Here is a 15,105-nt window from a genome sequence, read left to right as displayed (position 1 = left end):
GATGCGACCGGCCCGACCGGGTCGAGTGCGAGCCGTCTCACGCCCCGCGGACGGGACCCCGCGGGCGCCCGCTGCGCCGCGCCTGCGGCGCGGTCGTCACTGCGGGGTCTTGGGCGCCACGAGCCGGATGGCGGCCCAGTCGCTGCTCACCGGCGCGGTGGTCGTGGGCGAGAGGCCGGCGATGGGGGCCGCCTCGGAGATGTCGGCGGCGTCGACGCTGCCCGGCCGGCCGATCTTCGGCGTCAGCAGCCAGATGACGCCGCCGCCGACGAGGTCGGTGAGGGCCTCGACGAGGCCGTCGACCAGGTCGCCGTCGTCCTCGCGCCACCACAGCACGACCGCGTCGACCACGTTGCCGTAGTCGCCGTCGACCATGTCGGCGTCGATCGCGTTCTCGATGGCGACGCGCAGCTCGTCGTCGGTGTCGTCGTCCCAGCCGAGCTCCTGGACGACCATGCCGGTGGTGAAGCCGAGGCGGTCAGCCGGGCCGGTCTGGGTGGTCCCGCCACCCGCGGTCGAGCTCACGAGGACTCCTCCATGGTTCATCTCGACACTGCCTGCGCACTGCCGGGTGGACGCCCGGCCGGTCGGCCGGACGAGCCGCCGCACCGGTGGTGGCGCGGTCGTGGGCGGTAGTCCATCGGAGAACGGCGCTGTTGTGCAACCTCCTGCGGCGATATCCACACCCGGATGGCTACCCGCGGGTACGCCGTCGCCCGCTCACGGGTGCGCGCGGTGCGTGCAACGATGGGAGCGTGAACGACGAGAAGTCCGGGGGCGCGGCCCAGAGCTCGACGAGGGCGATCCCCTCCGTCATCCACGAGGGCCTCCCCACCCAGCTGCCCGACATCGACCCCGACGAGACGCGCGACTGGCTCGACTCCTTCGACGCGATGCTCGACGAGCGGGGCCGCGACCGCGCCCGCTACGTCATGCTGCGGCTGCTCGAGCGCGCGCGCGAGACCCAGGTCGGCGTCCCGGCGCTGCGCAGCACCGACTACATCAACACGATCCCGCCCGAGCGCGAGCCGTGGTTCCCCGGCGACTACGAGGTCGAGCAGCGCATCCGCGCCTTCCTGCGCTGGAACGCCGCCGTCATGGTCTCCAGCGCCAACCGCAAGGGCCTCGAGGTCGGCGGGCACATCGCGACCTACCAGTCCTCGGCCAGCCTCTACGAGGTCGGCTTCAACCACTTCTTCCGCGGCAAGGACCACCCCGGCGGCGGCGACCAGGTCTTCATCCAGGGTCACGCCTCCCCCGGCATCTACGCCCGCGCCTTCCTCGAGGGCCGGCTGAGCGAGGAGCAGCTCTACCGCTTCCGCCAGGAGGTGCAGCACGGCCCCGGCGCCGGCCTGTCGTCCTACCCCCACCCGCGGCTCATGCCGCAGTTCTGGGAGTTCCCCACCGTCTCGATGGGCCTGACCGCCCTCAACTCGATCTACCAGGCGCGCTTCAACCGCTACCTGCACAACCGCGGCATCAAGGACACCACCCAGCAGAACGTCTACGCCTTCCTCGGCGACGGCGAGATGGCCGAGCCCGAGTCGCTCGGCGCGATCCGCGTCGCCGCCCGAGAGGAGCTCGACAACCTCACCTGGGTCGTCAACTGCAACCTGCAGCAGCTCGACGGGCCCGTCACCGGCAACGGCAAGATCATCCAGGAGCTCGAGGCCAACTTCCGCGGCGCGGGTTGGAACGTCATCAAGGTGATCTGGGGCCAGGGCTGGGACGCCCTGCTCGCCCGCGACGTCGACGGCGTCCTGGTCAACCAGATGAACACCACGCCGGACGGCGCCTTCCAGACCTACTCGGTCGAGGACGGCGCCTACGTGCGCGAGAACTTCTTCGGCCCCGACCCGCGGCTGCGCGCCATGGTCGAGCACATGAGCGACGCGCAGATCCAGAAGCTGCCGCGCGGCGGTCACGACTACCGCAAGGTCTTCGCCGCCTTCGACGCCGCCGACAAGCACGTGGGCCAGCCGACGGTGATCCTGGCCAAGACCATCAAGGGCTGGACGATCGACGCCCTCGAGGGCAAGAACGCCACGCACCAGATGAAGAAGCTGACCCCCGACGACCTCAAGCGGTTCCGCGACCGGCTCTACCTGCCGATCTCCGACCGCGACCTCGAGCGCTCCTACGAGGAGACCGGGGCGGCGCCGTTCTTCCACCCCGGCGACGACGCCCCCGAGATCGAGTACATGCGCCACCGGCGCGACGAGCTCGGCGGCTCGCTGCCCCGGCGCGTCGTCCGCAGCAAGCCGCTCAAGCTGCCCGGCGACGCCGTCTACAGCGAGCTGAAGAAGGGCGGCGGCAAGAACAAGGTCGCCACCACGATGGCCGCCGTCCGGCTGCTGCGCGACTGGATGAAGGACCCCGAGATCGGCAAGCGGGTCGTTCCGATCGCGCCCGACGAGTACCGCACCTTCGGCATGGACTCGATGTTCCCGAGCGCCAAGGTCTACAACCCGGGCGGGCAGCAGTACGAGTCGGTCGACCGCAAGCTGCTGCTGAAGTACACCGAGTCCGAGCAGGGCCAGATGCTCCACGAGGGCATCTCCGAGGCCGGCGCCATGGGCTCGGCGATCGCGGCCGGGTCGTCGTACGCCACCCACGGCGAGCCGATGATCCCCTTCTACATCTTCTACTCGATGTTCGGCTTCCAGCGCACCGGCGACTCGGTGTGGGCGATGGCCGACCAGCTGGCGCGCGGCTTCCTCATCGGTGCCACCGCCGGCCGCACCACGCTGACCGGCGAGGGCCTGCAGCACGCCGACGGCCACTCGCCGCTGCTGGCGGCCACCAACCCGGCGGTCGTGCACTACGACCCGGCCTTCGGCTACGAGGTCGCGCACGTGATGCAGTCGGGCCTCGAGCGGATGTACGGCGAGAACGCCGAGGACGTCATCTTCTACGTCACCGTCTACAACGAGCCGGTCGCGCAGCCGGCCGAGCCGGAGGACGTCGACGTCGAGGGCATCCTGCGCGGCGTCCACAAGGTCACTACCGGCGAGGGCGACGGCCCCCGGGTGCAGCTGCTCGCCTCGGGCGTAGGCTACCCGTGGATCAACGACGCCGCCCGGCTGCTCTCCGAGGAGTGGGGCGTGCAGGCCGACACCTGGTCGGTGACGTCGTGGAACGAGCTGGCCCGCGACGCCGTGGCCGCCGAGGACCACAACCTGCTGCACCCCGACGACTCGCCGCGGGTGCCCTACGTGACCACCAAGCTCGACGGCGCCGGCGGCCCCTTCGTCGCGGTCTCCGACTACATGAGCGCGGTGCCGCTGCAGATCGCCCGCTGGGTGCCCGGCGACTACGTGGTGCTCGGCGCCGACGGGTTCGGCTTCGCCGACACCCGGCCCGCCGCGCGCCGCTTCTTCCGCATCGACGCGCAGTCGGTCGTCGTCCGCGCGCTGCAGGCCCTCGCCGACGCCGGCGAGATCGACCCGGCCCTGGTGGCCAAGGCGGCCGCGCAGTACCGCATCGACGACCCCACCGCCGTCAAGGACGTGAAGCAGGAGGGTGGCGACGCCTGACGTCCCGCCACCGTCCCTCACCGCGACCACCGTCGATCCGACGGTGGTCGCGGTGCGTCCGGGCCTGGGCCACACTCAACCCCGTCGCGTCCTGCTTCGTCGGAGCAGGTGAGAGGCCGCACCAGCGGTCTCCGGGATTCCAGGTGGTCGCATGCGGACGACGTCGCACTCCGAGCCGGAGTTCGCCGCGTTCGTGCAGGCCGCCTGGCCGCAGCTGAGGCAGGCCGCCTTCGCGCTCACCGGTGATCGCGACCGGGCGGAGGACCTGCTGCAGACCGTGCTCGTGCGCACCTGCACGAGGTGGGCGCGGGTGCGCCGGGGCGACCCGGTCGCCTACGTCCGGCGCGCGCTGCTCAACGCCTGGATCGACCAGTACCGGCGCCGGCGGGTGATGGCGGAGGACGCCGTCGCCGAGCCGGACGCCGGCGCGGTGGCCGACGAGTCCGAGACGGTCGGCCTGCGGGCCGACCTGGCCCAGCGGCTGGCGGTGCTCTCGGCGCGCGAGCGCACGATGGTCGTCATGCGGCATTACCTCGACCTCCCCGAGGCCGAGGTCGCCGAGGCGATGGGCTGCTCGGTCGGCACGGTCAAGAGCACCTGCTCACGGGCGCTGGCGCGGCTGCGGATCCCGATCGACGAGACCCGAGGGGACCCGAGATGACCACCCACGAGACCGAGGACGCCAGCAGCGCCGGCGCCTTCCGGCGCGAGCTCGACGAGCTCGACACCGGCCTGCCCGCCTCCCCCGACCTCGGTCGGGTCGAGGGCATCGTCCGCCGCCGTCGACGCATCCGCCTCGCCGGGCTGGGCGCGGCGGCCCTCGCCGTCGGCCTCGGCGTCGGCGTGCTCGCGGTCACCGGCGACGGACCCTCGAACGCCACCGACACCACCGACGCGGCGGCCGCACCGGCCCCGCCCGCCGACGCCGCCCCCGAGCCGCAGGCGCCGCAGCTGCCCGTCGTCGACCCCGACGAGCTCGCCGGTCCCGGGTTCGGCGCGCAGCAGCGCGCCGCCGTCGCACGGGTGCTGCCCGGCCTCGAGAAGGGCGGCCAGATGCGCGGTGACCACTACCTGCCGCTCGACGACACCGGCACCTTCCCGATGGCCGTCGAGACGCCGGTGAGCTGGGAGACCTTCTTCAACTGGACGTCGTTCTTCGACGCCCCCGGCAGCTCGCTCCACGTCGACGTCGCCTCGACCCGCGAGTCGCCGACGCCGGTGCAGATCACCGGCTCGCGCGACGCCTGCCGCGCCGACCTCTACCCCTACCGCGCGACCTGCAGCGAGGACGTCGTCGACGGCCGCACGGTCGTGACGAGCGACGGCATCCGCTTCGAGGAGGGCGGCACCTGGTTCCGCCAGGTGGAGGTCTACGGGCCGCAGGGCGAGCGCGACATGGAGGCCAAGGTCGTCGTCTCGGCGTTCAGCGACGCCCGCACGCGCGCGGCCGCCAACCGCACGCTGCCCTCCCTGGACGACCTGCAGCGCCTCGCGCTCGACCCCGACCTCGTGCTGCCCGAGCCGGCGGCCTACCCGGACGAGTTCCCGGAGTAGCGGCGGACCCTCAGGCCCCGGCGGCACCCTCGACGAGACCGAGCGGCGCCGTCACCGCGCCCTGGTCGCCCGAACGCAGCAGCGAGCGCCACCGGGCCCGCGAGTAGACCGCGGGCTGCGTCGTCCGCACGAAGTCGTGCACGATGCGGGCGAAGCGCTCGGGGTGGTCCTTGTGTGGGAAGTGCCCGGCGTCGGGCAGGATCTCGACCCGCGCCTTGGGCGCCAGGAACGCCGCGTTCTCGGCGTGGCGGGCGGGGATGACGCGGTCGTCGGCGCCCCACACGACGGCCATCGGCATCGCGTCGGTCAGGTAGGCGCGGTCGGCCATGGTGACCACCTGGCCGCGCCAGTCGACGACGGCGCGGACGACGTGGCGGATGGCGGTGCGGGTCTGCGGGTCGGCGAAGGAGTCGTAGATGGTGGCGACCTCGTCGAGGTCGCGGGTGGCCTTCAGGCCCGTGGCCCGCAGCGCCTTCAGCCCGATGACGCCGGCGTGGCGCACGCCCGGCAGCGTGAGCGCCCCCATGACCTGGTGGAAGCCGGGGGCGGTGATGGCGCGGATGGCGGGCGAGACCTCGGGGCCGAGGCCACCGGAGGCGACGAGCAGCAGCCGCTCGGTGCGCTCGGGGAACTGGTAGGCGAACTGCATCGCGACGCCGCCGCCGAAGCTGTGGCCGACCACCGTGACCCGGTCGACCCCGAGCACGGTGAGCAGGTCGCGCATGCCGTTGGCGTAGCCACCGACGCTGTAGTCGGCCCGCGGCTTGTCGGAGCGGCCGTGACCGAGCAGGTCGGGCGCGATGACGGTGTGGTGGCGGGCGAGACGGTCGATGACCGGCGTCCAGGTGGTGTGGTCGCAGCCCAGGCCGTGCAGCAGCAGCAGGGCCGGGCCCGACCCCGCCCGCACGAAGGCGCGCCGGTGGCCGTGCACGGTGACGTACTGCACCTCGTGCTCGGACACGCTCGTCCTCCTCCGACGTCGGTCTGTCGTGGTCCGCTCGGATTCAACCACGCGCGCGCTCGTCGCGGGCACGGTCCACAGGGGTGGTCGTGATCCGGACCACTACCGTGGCCCGGGTGGCCCGCCGTCCCCCCAGCTCGCGCGAGCGCGCGGCGACGGCCCTGGTGCGCGCCAGCGGCGCCCTGAGCACCTCGGCCACCAGCCGCATGGATGCCGAGCTGGCCTGGTTCCGCGACCTCGGCGCCCAGGAGCGGGCCTGGGTCGGGCAGATCGTGCAGGCCGGCATCGGGACCTTCGTGGCCTGGTTCCGCGGGGGCACCGAGGACGCCGACGCCGACGCCACCGAGTCGTTCGCGGTGGCCTCCTCGGTCTTCGGGGCGGCACCGCGCGCCCTCGCCGGCACCATCACCCTGCAGCAGACCGTCGACCTGGTGCGCCTGTCGATCGAGGTCGTCGAGAGCGAGATCGACGCCCTGCTCGAGCCGGCCGACGTCGAGCACGTGCGTGCCGCCGTCACCCGCTACGCCCGCGAGGTCGCCTTCGCCACCGCCGAGGTCTACGCCCGCGCCGCCGAGGTGCGCGGCGCCTGGGACGCCCGGCTCGAGGCGCTGGTGGTCGACGCCGTGCTGCGCGCCGAGACCGACGAGACGCTGCTCTCGCGCGCCAGCGCCCTCGGCTGGGCGGCACGCGGCGACGTCGCCGTCGTGCTCGGCACCGTCTCGGAGCGGCGCACGCAGACCGACCTGTTCGACGAGGTGCGGCGGGTGGCGCGCGGCCACGACCTCGACGCCCTCTGCGCCGTGCAGGGCGAGCGGCTCGTCGTCCTGCTCGGCGGCCTGACCGACCCCCGGGCGGCCGGCGCCGCCATCGGCCACCTCTTCGGTGACGGGCCCCTGGTCGTCGGCCCGGTCGCCAGCGACCTGCAGCACGCGCACGTCTCGGCCCGCGCGGCGCTCGCGGCCCACCGGGCGGCCGCCGGCTGGCCCGACGCGCCACGACCGGTGCTCAGCGACGAGCTGCTGCCCGAGCGGGCGGTCTCGGGCGACGGCCACGCCCGGCGCCACCTGGTCGAGGAGGTCTACCAGCCGCTCGACGCCGCGGGCGGTGGCCTGCTCGAGTCGTTGTCGACCTACCTGGGCCGGGGCGGCTCGGTCGAGGGCACCGCCCGGGCGCTGTTCGTGCACCCCAACACCGTGCGCTACCGCATGCGCCGGGTCGCCGAGGTCACCGGCTTCACCCCCAGCGACCCCCGCGACGCGCTGACGCTCCAGGTGGCCCTGGTGCTCGGCCGGCTCTCGGCGCGGCCGTCACGCTGACCGGACGTCGTCCGACCGCTTTTGTGGGGTTCCCACAAGTCGCGCGGGGTGAGTTGGTGCGCGCCGGAGGGGCGCCGCCGTGCCCCGGGGCGGCAGAGTGGCGCTCGTGCTGGTGATCGTCGCTCCCGGTCAGGGAGCCCAGACCCCCGGATTCCTCGCCCCCTGGCTCGAGGACGACGTCTTCGCCTCGCGGCTCCACTGGCTCTCCACCGTGGCCGGGCTCGACCTGGCCAGGCACGGCACCGAGTCCGACGCCGACACGATCCGCGACACCCGGATCGCACAGCCGCTGCTGGTGGCCACGGCTCTGGTGACCTCCCTCGAGCTGTTCCCGCACCCGGCCGACGCGTTCCGCCTCATCGGCGCCGTCGCGGGCCACAGCGTCGGCGAGCTGGCCGCGCTGGCCGGATCCCGGGCCATCACCGCCGAGCAGGCGATGGTGCTCGTGCGCGAGCGGGGCACCGCGATGGCCGACGCCGCCGCGATCACGCCCACCGGCATGACCGCCGTCCTCGGCGGCGACCGCGACGAGGTGCTGGCCACCCTCGAGCGCCACGGCCTCACGCCGGCCAACGACAACGGACCCGGCCAGATCGTGGCCGCCGGCACCACCGAGCAGCTCTCCGCGCTGGCCGACGACCCGCCGGCCAAGGCCCGGCTCATCCCGCTCTCGGTCGCCGGCGCCTTCCACACCGAGCACATGGCGCCCGCCGTGGGGCACATCGCCAAGCTGGCCGTCTCGGTCTCGGTGCACGACCCGCGCATCCCGGTCATCTCCAACCGCGACGGCCAGGTCATCCACGACGGCCGCGAGCTGCTCAAGCGGGTCGTGGGCCAGATCGCCAGCCCCGTGCGGTGGGACCTCTGCCTCGACGCCATGGCCGACCTCGGCGTCACCGGCATCCTCGAGGTGCCGCCGGCCGGCACCCTCACCGGCATCGCGAAGCGCGCGCTCAAGGGCGTCGCGACCTTCGCGCTCAAGACCCCCGACCAGCTCGACGACGCCCGGGCGTTCTGCCTCGAGCACGGTGAGGGCTCGCTGATCGAGACCACGCCCACCTGGCGCATGGTCGTCTCGCCGGCCAAGGGCACCTGGCACCTCGCCGAGCAGCTCAAGGGCACCGGTGCCGACGGCGAGCTGCTCGACGCCGGCACCGAGATCGGTGGCGTGAGCAGCCTGCGCGACACGATCGCGGTCACCGCGGCGCACGGCGGCCAGGTGGTCGAGTGGCTCGTCGAGGACGGCGACCTCGTCTCCCCCGGCCAACCGCTCGTCCGACTGCACCCGGTGGGTGCCGAGTGAGCGCCATCGCCCCGCAGGACGCCGTGGGCTCGCGCCACGCCGCCATCCTCGGTCTCGGCGTCTACCGGCCCTCGATCGTGGTGCCGAACGCCGACGTCGTCGAGGCCATCGACAGCAGCGACGAGTGGATCCAGCAGCGCTCGGGCATCAAGCAGCGTCGCCACGCCGCGCCCGAGGAGTCGGTGCAGCTGATGAGCGTGGCCGCCGCCCGTGACGCGCTCGAGCAGGCCGGCATCGAGGCCCGCCAGGTCGACGCCGTCATCGTCGCCACCGTCACCCACCTGCTGCAGACGCCCGCGCTCGCACCGGCCGTGGCCACCGAGCTCGGGTGCGAGCAGCCCGTCGCCTTCGACATCTCCGCCGCCTGCGCCGGCTTCTGCCACGGCGTCGGCCTCGCCGCCGACATGGTGCGCTCGGGCAGCGCCCGCCACGTGCTCGTGATCGGCGTCGAGCGGCTCTCCGACATCCTCAACCGCCAGGACCGCGGCACCGCGTTCCTGTTCGCCGACGGCGCCGGCGCCGTCGTGATCGGCCCGAGCGAGACCCCGGGCATCGGTCCCACCGTGTGGGGCTCCGACGGCGAGCAGTTCGACCTGATCCGCCAGCGCGAGGACTGGCGCGACGTCGTCGCCTCCGACGACCCGGTGATGCCGCACCTGGTGATGCAGGGCAACGCGGTCTTCCGCTGGGCCTCGTTCACGATGGCCAAGGTCGGCCTGCAGGCCATCGACCGTGCCGGGCTCACCCCCGACGACCTCGACTGCTTCGTGCCCCACCAGGCCAACATGCGCATCACCGACGCGATGGCGCGCGCCATGAAGCTGCCCGAGGGCATCAAGATCGCCCGCGACGTCGCCGAGCAGGGCAACACCTCGGCCGCCTCCATCCCGCTCGCCCTGCACCGCATGGTCGAGGAGGGCGACGCCAGGTCCGGCGACCTCGCCCTGTTCATCGCCTTCGGCGCCGGCCTGGCCTACGCGGCCCAGGTCGTCGTCGTCCCCTGACCCGGTCCGCTCCCGGACCGCACCGACCCGTTCCACCCGACGCTCCACCCACCCACAGGAGAGAAATCGCCATGAGCACCACCGAAGAGATCCGCGCCGACCTCGCCGAGATCGTCAACGAGGTCGCCGGCATCGAGCCCGCTGACGTCCAGCTCGACAAGTCGTTCGTCGACGACCTCGACGTCGACTCGCTCTCCATGGTCGAGGTCGTCGTGGCCGCCGAGGAGAAGTTCGGCGTGACCATCCCCGACGACGAGGTCAAGAACCTCAAGACCGTCGGCGACGCCGTGGCCTACATCGAGCGCGCCCAGAACTGATGGCCTCCCGTTCGGACCGCACGCGCGTCGTCGTCACCGGGCTGGGCGTCACCAGCCCGGTCGGCGGCGACGTGGCCGACACCTGGGAGGCGCTGCTCGCCGGCCGCTCCGGCGTCCGGCGGCTCGACGACGAGCTGGTCGGCGAGCTCCCCGTCAAGATCGGCGCGCCTGCGCTCGTCGACCCCACCGAGGTGCTCGAGCGGGTCAAGGCCCGCCGCCTCGACCGCAGCTCGCAGCTCGCCATGGTCGCCGCGATGGAGGCCTGGCGCGACAGCGGCCTGCAGGCCGCGCAGGAGTCCGACGACCTCGACGGCGACCGCGTCGGCGTGGCGATGGCCACCGGCATCGGCGGCGTCACCACGCTGCTGAGCAACTACGACGCGCTGCTCGAGAAGGGCCCGCGCCGGGTCTCGCCGCTCGCCGTGCCGATGCTGATGGCCAACGGCCCCGCCGCCAACATCAGCCTGTACGTCGGCGCGCGCGCCGCGGTGATCACGCCGGTCTCGGCGTGCGCGTCGGGCAACGAGGCGATCGCCCACGCCGTCGACCAGATCCGGCTCGGCCGGGCCGACGTCGTCGTCGCCGGCGGCACCGAGGCCGCCATCCACCCGCTGCCCATGGCCGCGTTCGGCAACATGATGGCGCTGTCGAAGACCGGCAGCGAGGACGGCGCCGACCCCACCGCGACCAGCCGCCCGTGGGACACCGCCCGCGACGGCTTCGTGCTCGGCGAGGGCGCCGGCTGCCTGGTGCTCGAGTCCGAGGAGCACGCCCGCGCCCGCGGTGCGCGCATCTACGCCGAGGTCTGCGGCGCCGGCGTCACCGCCGACTCCCACGACATCGCGCAGCCCGACCCCGGGGGTCGCGGCGGCACCCGGGCCATCCAGCGGGCGCTGCTGGAGTCCGACATCGACCCGTCGGCCATCAAGCACGTCAACGCGCACGCCACGTCGACGCCGCTGGGCGACATCGCCGAGGGCCTGATGCTGCACGCGACGCTGGGCTCGTCGATCGGCGACGTGGTCGTCACCAGCACCAAGTCGATGACCGGGCACCTGCTCGGCGGCGCCGGCGCGCTCGAGGCCGTCGCCACCGTGCTCGCGCTCCACCACCGGGTCTCGCCGCCGACGATCAACCTCGACGACCAGGACCCGAAGGTCGAGCTCGACATCGCGACCAAGGTCCGCGACCTACCCCAGGGCGACATCGCGGCCCTGAACAACTCCTTCGGCTTCGGCGGCGCGAACGTGGCCGTCGTCTTCGCCAGCGTCTGACCCGTCGATCCGTCCAGGAGCACGCCCGTGACCACCACCGCCGCCCCGGCCAAGCAGAAGCTGCCGCGCGAGCAGGACCCGCGCAACCCCGTCACGCGGCTCACCGCGCTGCTCGACGACGGCAGCCTCGAGCTGATCACCCCCGACGACGACAGCGGCATGCTGGCGGCGGTGGGCACGGTCGACGGCACCCGCGTGGTGGCGTTCTGCTCCGACGCGACCGTCATGGGCGGGGCCATGGGTGACGTCGGCTGCCGGGTCGTGGTCGACGCCTACCACCGCGCCATCACCGACGGGGTGCCGATCATCGGGCTGTGGCACTCCGGCGGGGCGCGGCTGGCCGAGGGCGTGCTCTCGCTGCACGCCGTCGGCCGCATCTTCCAGGTCATGACCCAGGCCTCGGGCGTCATCCCGCAGATCTCCGTGGTGCTCGGCCCCGCGGCCGGCGGCGCGGCCTACGGTCCGGCGCTCACCGACGTGGTCATCCTCGGTCCCGACGGTCGCATCTTCGTCACCGGACCGGACGTCGTCCGCTCGGTGACGGGCGAGGCGGTCGACATGCTGCGCCTCGGCGGTCCCGAGCCCCACGGGCGCCGCTCGGGCGTCGTCCACATCCTCACCGAGTCCGAGGCCGAGGCGCTCGGCCGCGCACGCGCCGTCGCCACGCTGCTCGGCTCGCAGGGCAGCCTCGACGTCGACCAGGTCGAGGACCGCGACCTCGACGCCGCACTGCCCGAGTCGCCCAAGCGGGCCTACGACGTGCACCCGCTGGTCGAGCAGGTGCTCGACGAGGGCACCGGCGTCGAGCTGCACGCCCGCTGGGCGCCGAACATCGTCACCACGCTCGGCCGCTTCGGCGGCCGCACCGTCGGCGTGGTGGCCAACAACCCGCTGCGCCTCGGTGGGTGCCTCGACTCGCTCTCGGCCGAGAAGGCCTCCCGCTTCGTGCGGATGTGCGACGCCTTCGGCGTGCCGCTCATCGTGGTGGTCGACGTGCCGGGCTACCTGCCGGGCGTGGGCCAGGAGTGGGACGGCGTCGTGCGCCGCGGCGCCAAGCTGCTGCACGCCTTCGGGGAGTGCGTCGTGCCGCGGGTGACGCTGGTGACCCGCAAGACCTACGGCGGGGCCTACATCGCCATGAACGCCCGCTCGCTCGGCGCGACCAAGGTCTTCGCCTGGCCCGGGGCGCAGGTCGCCGTCATGGGCGCCGTCGCGGCCGTGCGCATCCTGCACCGCCGCCGGCTGGCCGAGGTCTCCCCCGACATCCGCACCCAGGTCGAGAACGAGCTGGCCGCCGAGCACGAGCGCATCGCGGGCGGCGTCGAGAAGGCCGTCGAGATCGGCGTCGTCGACGAGGTCGTCGAGCCCGCCCACACCCGCAGCGCGATCGCGCGCGCCTTCCACGAGACGGTGCAGCGCGACGGCGTCCGTCGGGGCCGGCACGGGAACATCCCGCTCTGAGCCCCGGCCGGCGCCGTCAGCGCGGCCGGCGCATCCGTAACGCGGGGCGGCCCCGTACGTTGGACCTCTGAGACGCACGTCACGATCCCGACCGCCTCCGGAGGAACCTCATGGCCCGCCGCTGTGCCCGGCTGCTCGTCGTCGTCCTGCTGCTCGGCGGCCTCGCCGTCCTGTCGCCGACCGCACCACCGGCCGCCGGCACCGACTACAAGCCCTACGGGCGCGCGATGGCCCCCGACCAGACGCTCAAGCGCGGCTGCCGCAACTACAAGCTGAGCTGGACGCTCAAGCCGCCCACCGACGAGTGGTCGGCCATCATCACCGTCTACACGCCGCGTGGCCGCAAGGCGGCCGGCATCCTGCTCGACGCGAACGCGCCCGACCCCCTGCGCGGGTCGCGCTGGTTCAAGCTGTGCCGCGCCAGCGTCGTGCCCGGCCGCTGGAAGGTGGGCATGCTGGTCATCTGGAACGACGGACGCGACCGGTACCAGGCACCGGTTGCCCCCACCTACTTCCGCATGCGCCTGCCGCGCTGACGCCGCGGCGCGCGACGTCCCGGCTCACACCACCTGGTGGAGCCAGCGCACCGGGGCGCCGTCGCCGGCGTGCCGGAAGGTCTCGAGCTCGTCGTCCCACGGCTTGCCGAGCAGCTTGTCGATCTCGACCGGCAGCGTGGTCTCGCCGAGGGAGGCCTTGACGGCCGCGGCCTTCAGCCGGTCCTCCGGGATCATGATGTCGCCGTGCAGCCCCACGACGGCGTGGAAGACGCCCAGGTCGGGGGTGTAGGAGTACCGGGATCCCTCGGTCGAGGCGGTCGGCTCCTCGGTGATCTCGAACCGCAGGTGGTTCCACCCGCGCAGCGCGGAGGTCACGGCGGCCGCCGACCCGGTCGGTCCGGTCCAGGACAGCTCGGTGCGATAGCTCGCCGGCTGGGCAGGCTGCGGCGTCCAGACAGGGTTGACGGCCACGCCGAGCACGCCGCCGACGGCCCACTCCACGTGCGGGCACAGCGCGGACGGCGCTGAGTGCACGTAGAGGACGCCTCGGGTGCTGGTGCGGCCCGTGGGGGGGTGGCTCGGGGTGCGAGCGGTCACGACGGTCTCCTTCATCCTCGGCGCGAGCTGCGCCTTCCCCAGCGGGCTCGTTCGTGGACGTCGGTGACGTACGTGGTCTATGAAGTTTGCTGGATCCAGTGTGACGCATGTGGCGCGGTCACACCAGTGGTGCGCCTCAGCTCGGGTCGAGCCGCTTCTCGAGTTCCTCGGCGCGCTGTGCAGCGTCGGTCAACTCGTCGGCGTCGATCGCGTGGGTCCGGTGGAACCAGGTGAGGGCGTCCTGCTCGCGGCCGGCCTCGACGAGCGCGTCGGCGTAGGCGTAGCGAAGGCGCACCACCCACGGCGAGCGGTCCTTGCTGGCGAGCGGGGCGCGCTCGAGCGTGCGCAGCGCAGCGTCAACCTGCCCCAGGTCACGCCGGGCGCCGGCCTCCACCAGGGTCATCTCCGCCTTGGCGGGCGCCGAGAACGAGGCGATCGCGGGGCTCTGGGCCAGCTTGAGGGCCTGCTGGGCATTACCCAGGGCACGGTGGCAGTCCGCCATGATCGGCAGATAGGCCGTGGCACCGTTCATCCGCTTCGCCGCGCGCAGCTCGGCGAGCGCCTCGGCGTAGTGGCCGGCCGCGTAGGCCGCCTCCCCCGCCGCCTCGCGGACGACGGCCAACCGCGGCGCGCGGGCGCGGGCAGCCAGCGCGTGGCGGTAGGCCGTCTCGGGGTCGTCGTCGATCATCATGCCGGCGGCCGCGAGGTGCTTGGCGATGCGTGCCGCGAGCTTCTCGGGCAGCCCCTTGAGCTGGTTGCTGATCGAGCGGTCGATCTCACCGCCGGTGATCTCCGGCGGCAGCGGCGGACCGTCGTAGACGGCCTGCTCGACGGTGCGCTCGACGGGCTCCTTGTCGGCGGGCCGCTTCCAGTCGCCCTTGCGCGGCGCGCGCTTGTCGTCCGTCCGGCCGCCGGCCCGGCCGGTCGGCTTGCCGCCCGACCGCCCGCCGCTGGCCGGCTTGCCGCCGCGGCCCCGTTGGTCGGACGCGGGTCCACGGCGTCCAGACGACGAGCCGCCGCGCGGGTTCGCGCCACCGCGTCGTTGGTCAGCCACTGTGAGTCACCCTCTTCTGTTTGGTACGTCCCCGGTCCGTCGCTCGGGCCCTGGGGACATCATCGCAAATGCAAGTAGAGGCCACCTTGCGGTGGCCCCTACTTGGAATGTTTGTCCGGCGGCGTCCTACTCTCCCACAATCTTTCGGTTGCAGTACCATCGGCGCTGGCAGGCTTAACTTCCGGGTTCGGTATGGGACCGGGTGTTTCCCTGCCGCTGTGGCCGCCGTAA

General features: G+C 73.3%; 14 protein-coding genes and 1 rRNA gene. 10 read left to right on the top strand and 5 right to left on the bottom strand.

Going from position 1 to position 15,105, the window contains the following annotated elements; translation table 11 throughout:
• Positions 1-96: 96 nt before the first annotated feature.
• A complete protein-coding gene (locus ABEA04_RS15495) occupies positions 97-525 on the bottom strand; it encodes a DUF3052 domain-containing protein (protein ID WP_345460442.1) in 429 nt (142 codons plus the stop codon).
• Positions 526-755: 230 nt separating this feature from the next.
• Between ABEA04_RS15495 and aceE the strand changes: the two genes are divergently transcribed.
• From aceE to ABEA04_RS15480, 3 genes are all read left to right on the top strand, one after another.
• Positions 756-3,536, top strand: a complete 2,781-nt coding sequence (gene aceE / locus ABEA04_RS15490) for a pyruvate dehydrogenase (acetyl-transferring), homodimeric type (protein WP_425577042.1) — start codon at positions 756-758, stop codon at positions 3,534-3,536.
• A gap of 151 nt (positions 3,537-3,687) precedes the next feature.
• On the top strand, positions 3,688-4,197 hold the full coding sequence (locus ABEA04_RS15485; protein ID WP_345460439.1) for a SigE family RNA polymerase sigma factor: 510 nt from the start codon (positions 3,688-3,690) through the stop codon (positions 4,195-4,197).
• Positions 4,194-5,090: a hypothetical protein gene (locus ABEA04_RS15480; RefSeq protein ID WP_345460436.1), complete on the top strand. Its 897-nt coding sequence runs from the start codon at positions 4,194-4,196 to the stop codon at positions 5,088-5,090. Before ABEA04_RS15485 ends, ABEA04_RS15480 begins: the two co-directional genes overlap by 4 nt.
• 10 nt (positions 5,091-5,100) lie before the next feature.
• Here ABEA04_RS15480 and ABEA04_RS15475 read toward each other — a convergent pair whose 3' ends face one another.
• On the bottom strand, positions 5,101-6,051 hold the full coding sequence (locus tag ABEA04_RS15475; RefSeq protein ID WP_345460433.1) for an alpha/beta fold hydrolase: 951 nt from the start codon (positions 6,049-6,051) through the stop codon (positions 5,101-5,103).
• Between the two features lie 116 nt (positions 6,052-6,167).
• Between ABEA04_RS15475 and ABEA04_RS15470 the strand changes: the two genes are divergently transcribed.
• From ABEA04_RS15470 to ABEA04_RS15440, 7 genes are all read left to right on the top strand, one after another.
• On the top strand, positions 6,168-7,367 hold the full coding sequence (locus ABEA04_RS15470; RefSeq protein ID WP_345460430.1) for a PucR family transcriptional regulator: 1,200 nt from the start codon (positions 6,168-6,170) through the stop codon (positions 7,365-7,367).
• A 106-nt stretch (positions 7,368-7,473) separates the two neighbouring features.
• Positions 7,474-8,670, top strand: coding sequence for an acyltransferase domain-containing protein (locus ABEA04_RS15465; protein ID WP_345460427.1), 1,197 nt, complete (start codon positions 7,474-7,476; stop codon positions 8,668-8,670).
• Positions 8,667-9,674 carry a beta-ketoacyl-ACP synthase III gene (locus tag ABEA04_RS15460; protein WP_345460424.1) on the top strand — a complete coding sequence of 336 codons (1,008 nt, stop codon included), beginning with the start codon at positions 8,667-8,669 and terminating at the stop codon, positions 9,672-9,674. The genes ABEA04_RS15465 and ABEA04_RS15460 overlap by 4 nt, the downstream gene beginning before the upstream one ends.
• Positions 9,675-9,745: 71 nt before the next feature.
• Positions 9,746-9,991, top strand: a complete 246-nt coding sequence (locus ABEA04_RS15455) for an acyl carrier protein (RefSeq protein ID WP_345460421.1) — start codon at positions 9,746-9,748, stop codon at positions 9,989-9,991.
• On the top strand, positions 9,991-11,265 hold the full coding sequence (locus tag ABEA04_RS15450) for a beta-ketoacyl-[acyl-carrier-protein] synthase family protein (RefSeq protein ID WP_345460418.1): 1,275 nt from the start codon (positions 9,991-9,993) through the stop codon (positions 11,263-11,265). The genes ABEA04_RS15455 and ABEA04_RS15450 overlap by 1 nt, the downstream gene beginning before the upstream one ends.
• 27 nt (positions 11,266-11,292) lie before the next feature.
• Complete coding sequence (locus tag ABEA04_RS15445; protein WP_345460415.1) at positions 11,293-12,726, top strand: acyl-CoA carboxylase subunit beta; 1,434 nt, start codon at positions 11,293-11,295, stop codon at positions 12,724-12,726.
• Between the two features lie 110 nt (positions 12,727-12,836).
• A complete protein-coding gene (locus ABEA04_RS15440) occupies positions 12,837-13,262 on the top strand; it encodes a hypothetical protein (RefSeq protein ID WP_345460412.1) in 426 nt (141 codons plus the stop codon).
• Between the two features lie 24 nt (positions 13,263-13,286).
• On the opposite strand, the gene ABEA04_RS15435 is transcribed toward ABEA04_RS15440, so the two are convergent.
• The 3 genes from ABEA04_RS15435 to rrf all read right to left on the bottom strand — a co-directional run bounded on the left by ABEA04_RS15435 (position 13,287) and on the right by rrf (position 15,104).
• The gene (locus ABEA04_RS15435) at positions 13,287-13,820 is read right to left on the bottom strand and encodes a DUF3145 domain-containing protein (RefSeq protein WP_345460409.1); all 534 of its coding nucleotides are present in this window, start codon (positions 13,818-13,820) and stop codon (positions 13,287-13,289) included.
• Positions 13,821-13,956: 136 nt separating this feature from the next.
• Positions 13,957-14,874, bottom strand: a complete 918-nt coding sequence (locus ABEA04_RS15430) for a tetratricopeptide repeat protein (protein ID WP_345460406.1) — start codon at positions 14,872-14,874, stop codon at positions 13,957-13,959.
• Positions 14,875-14,987: 113 nt separating this feature from the next.
• Positions 14,988-15,104, bottom strand: a 5S ribosomal RNA gene (rrf, locus tag ABEA04_RS15425).
• Between the last annotated feature and the right edge of the window lies 1 nt (position 15,105).

The organism is Nocardioides marinquilinus, assembly GCF_039543705.1.
In the GTDB taxonomy this organism is placed as follows: domain Bacteria; phylum Actinomycetota; class Actinomycetes; order Propionibacteriales; family Nocardioidaceae; genus Nocardioides; species Nocardioides marinquilinus.
Note: the sequence above shows the minus strand (reverse complement) of the source record. Positions and strands in the feature narration are given on the sequence as shown.

Coding starts and splice junctions, on each gene's coding strand:
- ABEA04_RS15440 (WP_345460412.1), top strand. CDS start 12,837: ATGGCCCGCCGCTGTGCCCGGCTGCTCGTCGTCGTCCTGCTGCTCGGC.
- ABEA04_RS15455 (WP_345460421.1), top strand. CDS start 9,746: ATGAGCACCACCGAAGAGATCCGCGCCGACCTCGCCGAGATCGTCAAC.
- ABEA04_RS15485 (WP_345460439.1), top strand. CDS start 3,688: ATGCGGACGACGTCGCACTCCGAGCCGGAGTTCGCCGCGTTCGTGCAG.
- ABEA04_RS15480 (WP_345460436.1), top strand. CDS start 4,194: ATGACCACCCACGAGACCGAGGACGCCAGCAGCGCCGGCGCCTTCCGG.
- ABEA04_RS15450 (WP_345460418.1), top strand. CDS start 9,991: ATGGCCTCCCGTTCGGACCGCACGCGCGTCGTCGTCACCGGGCTGGGC.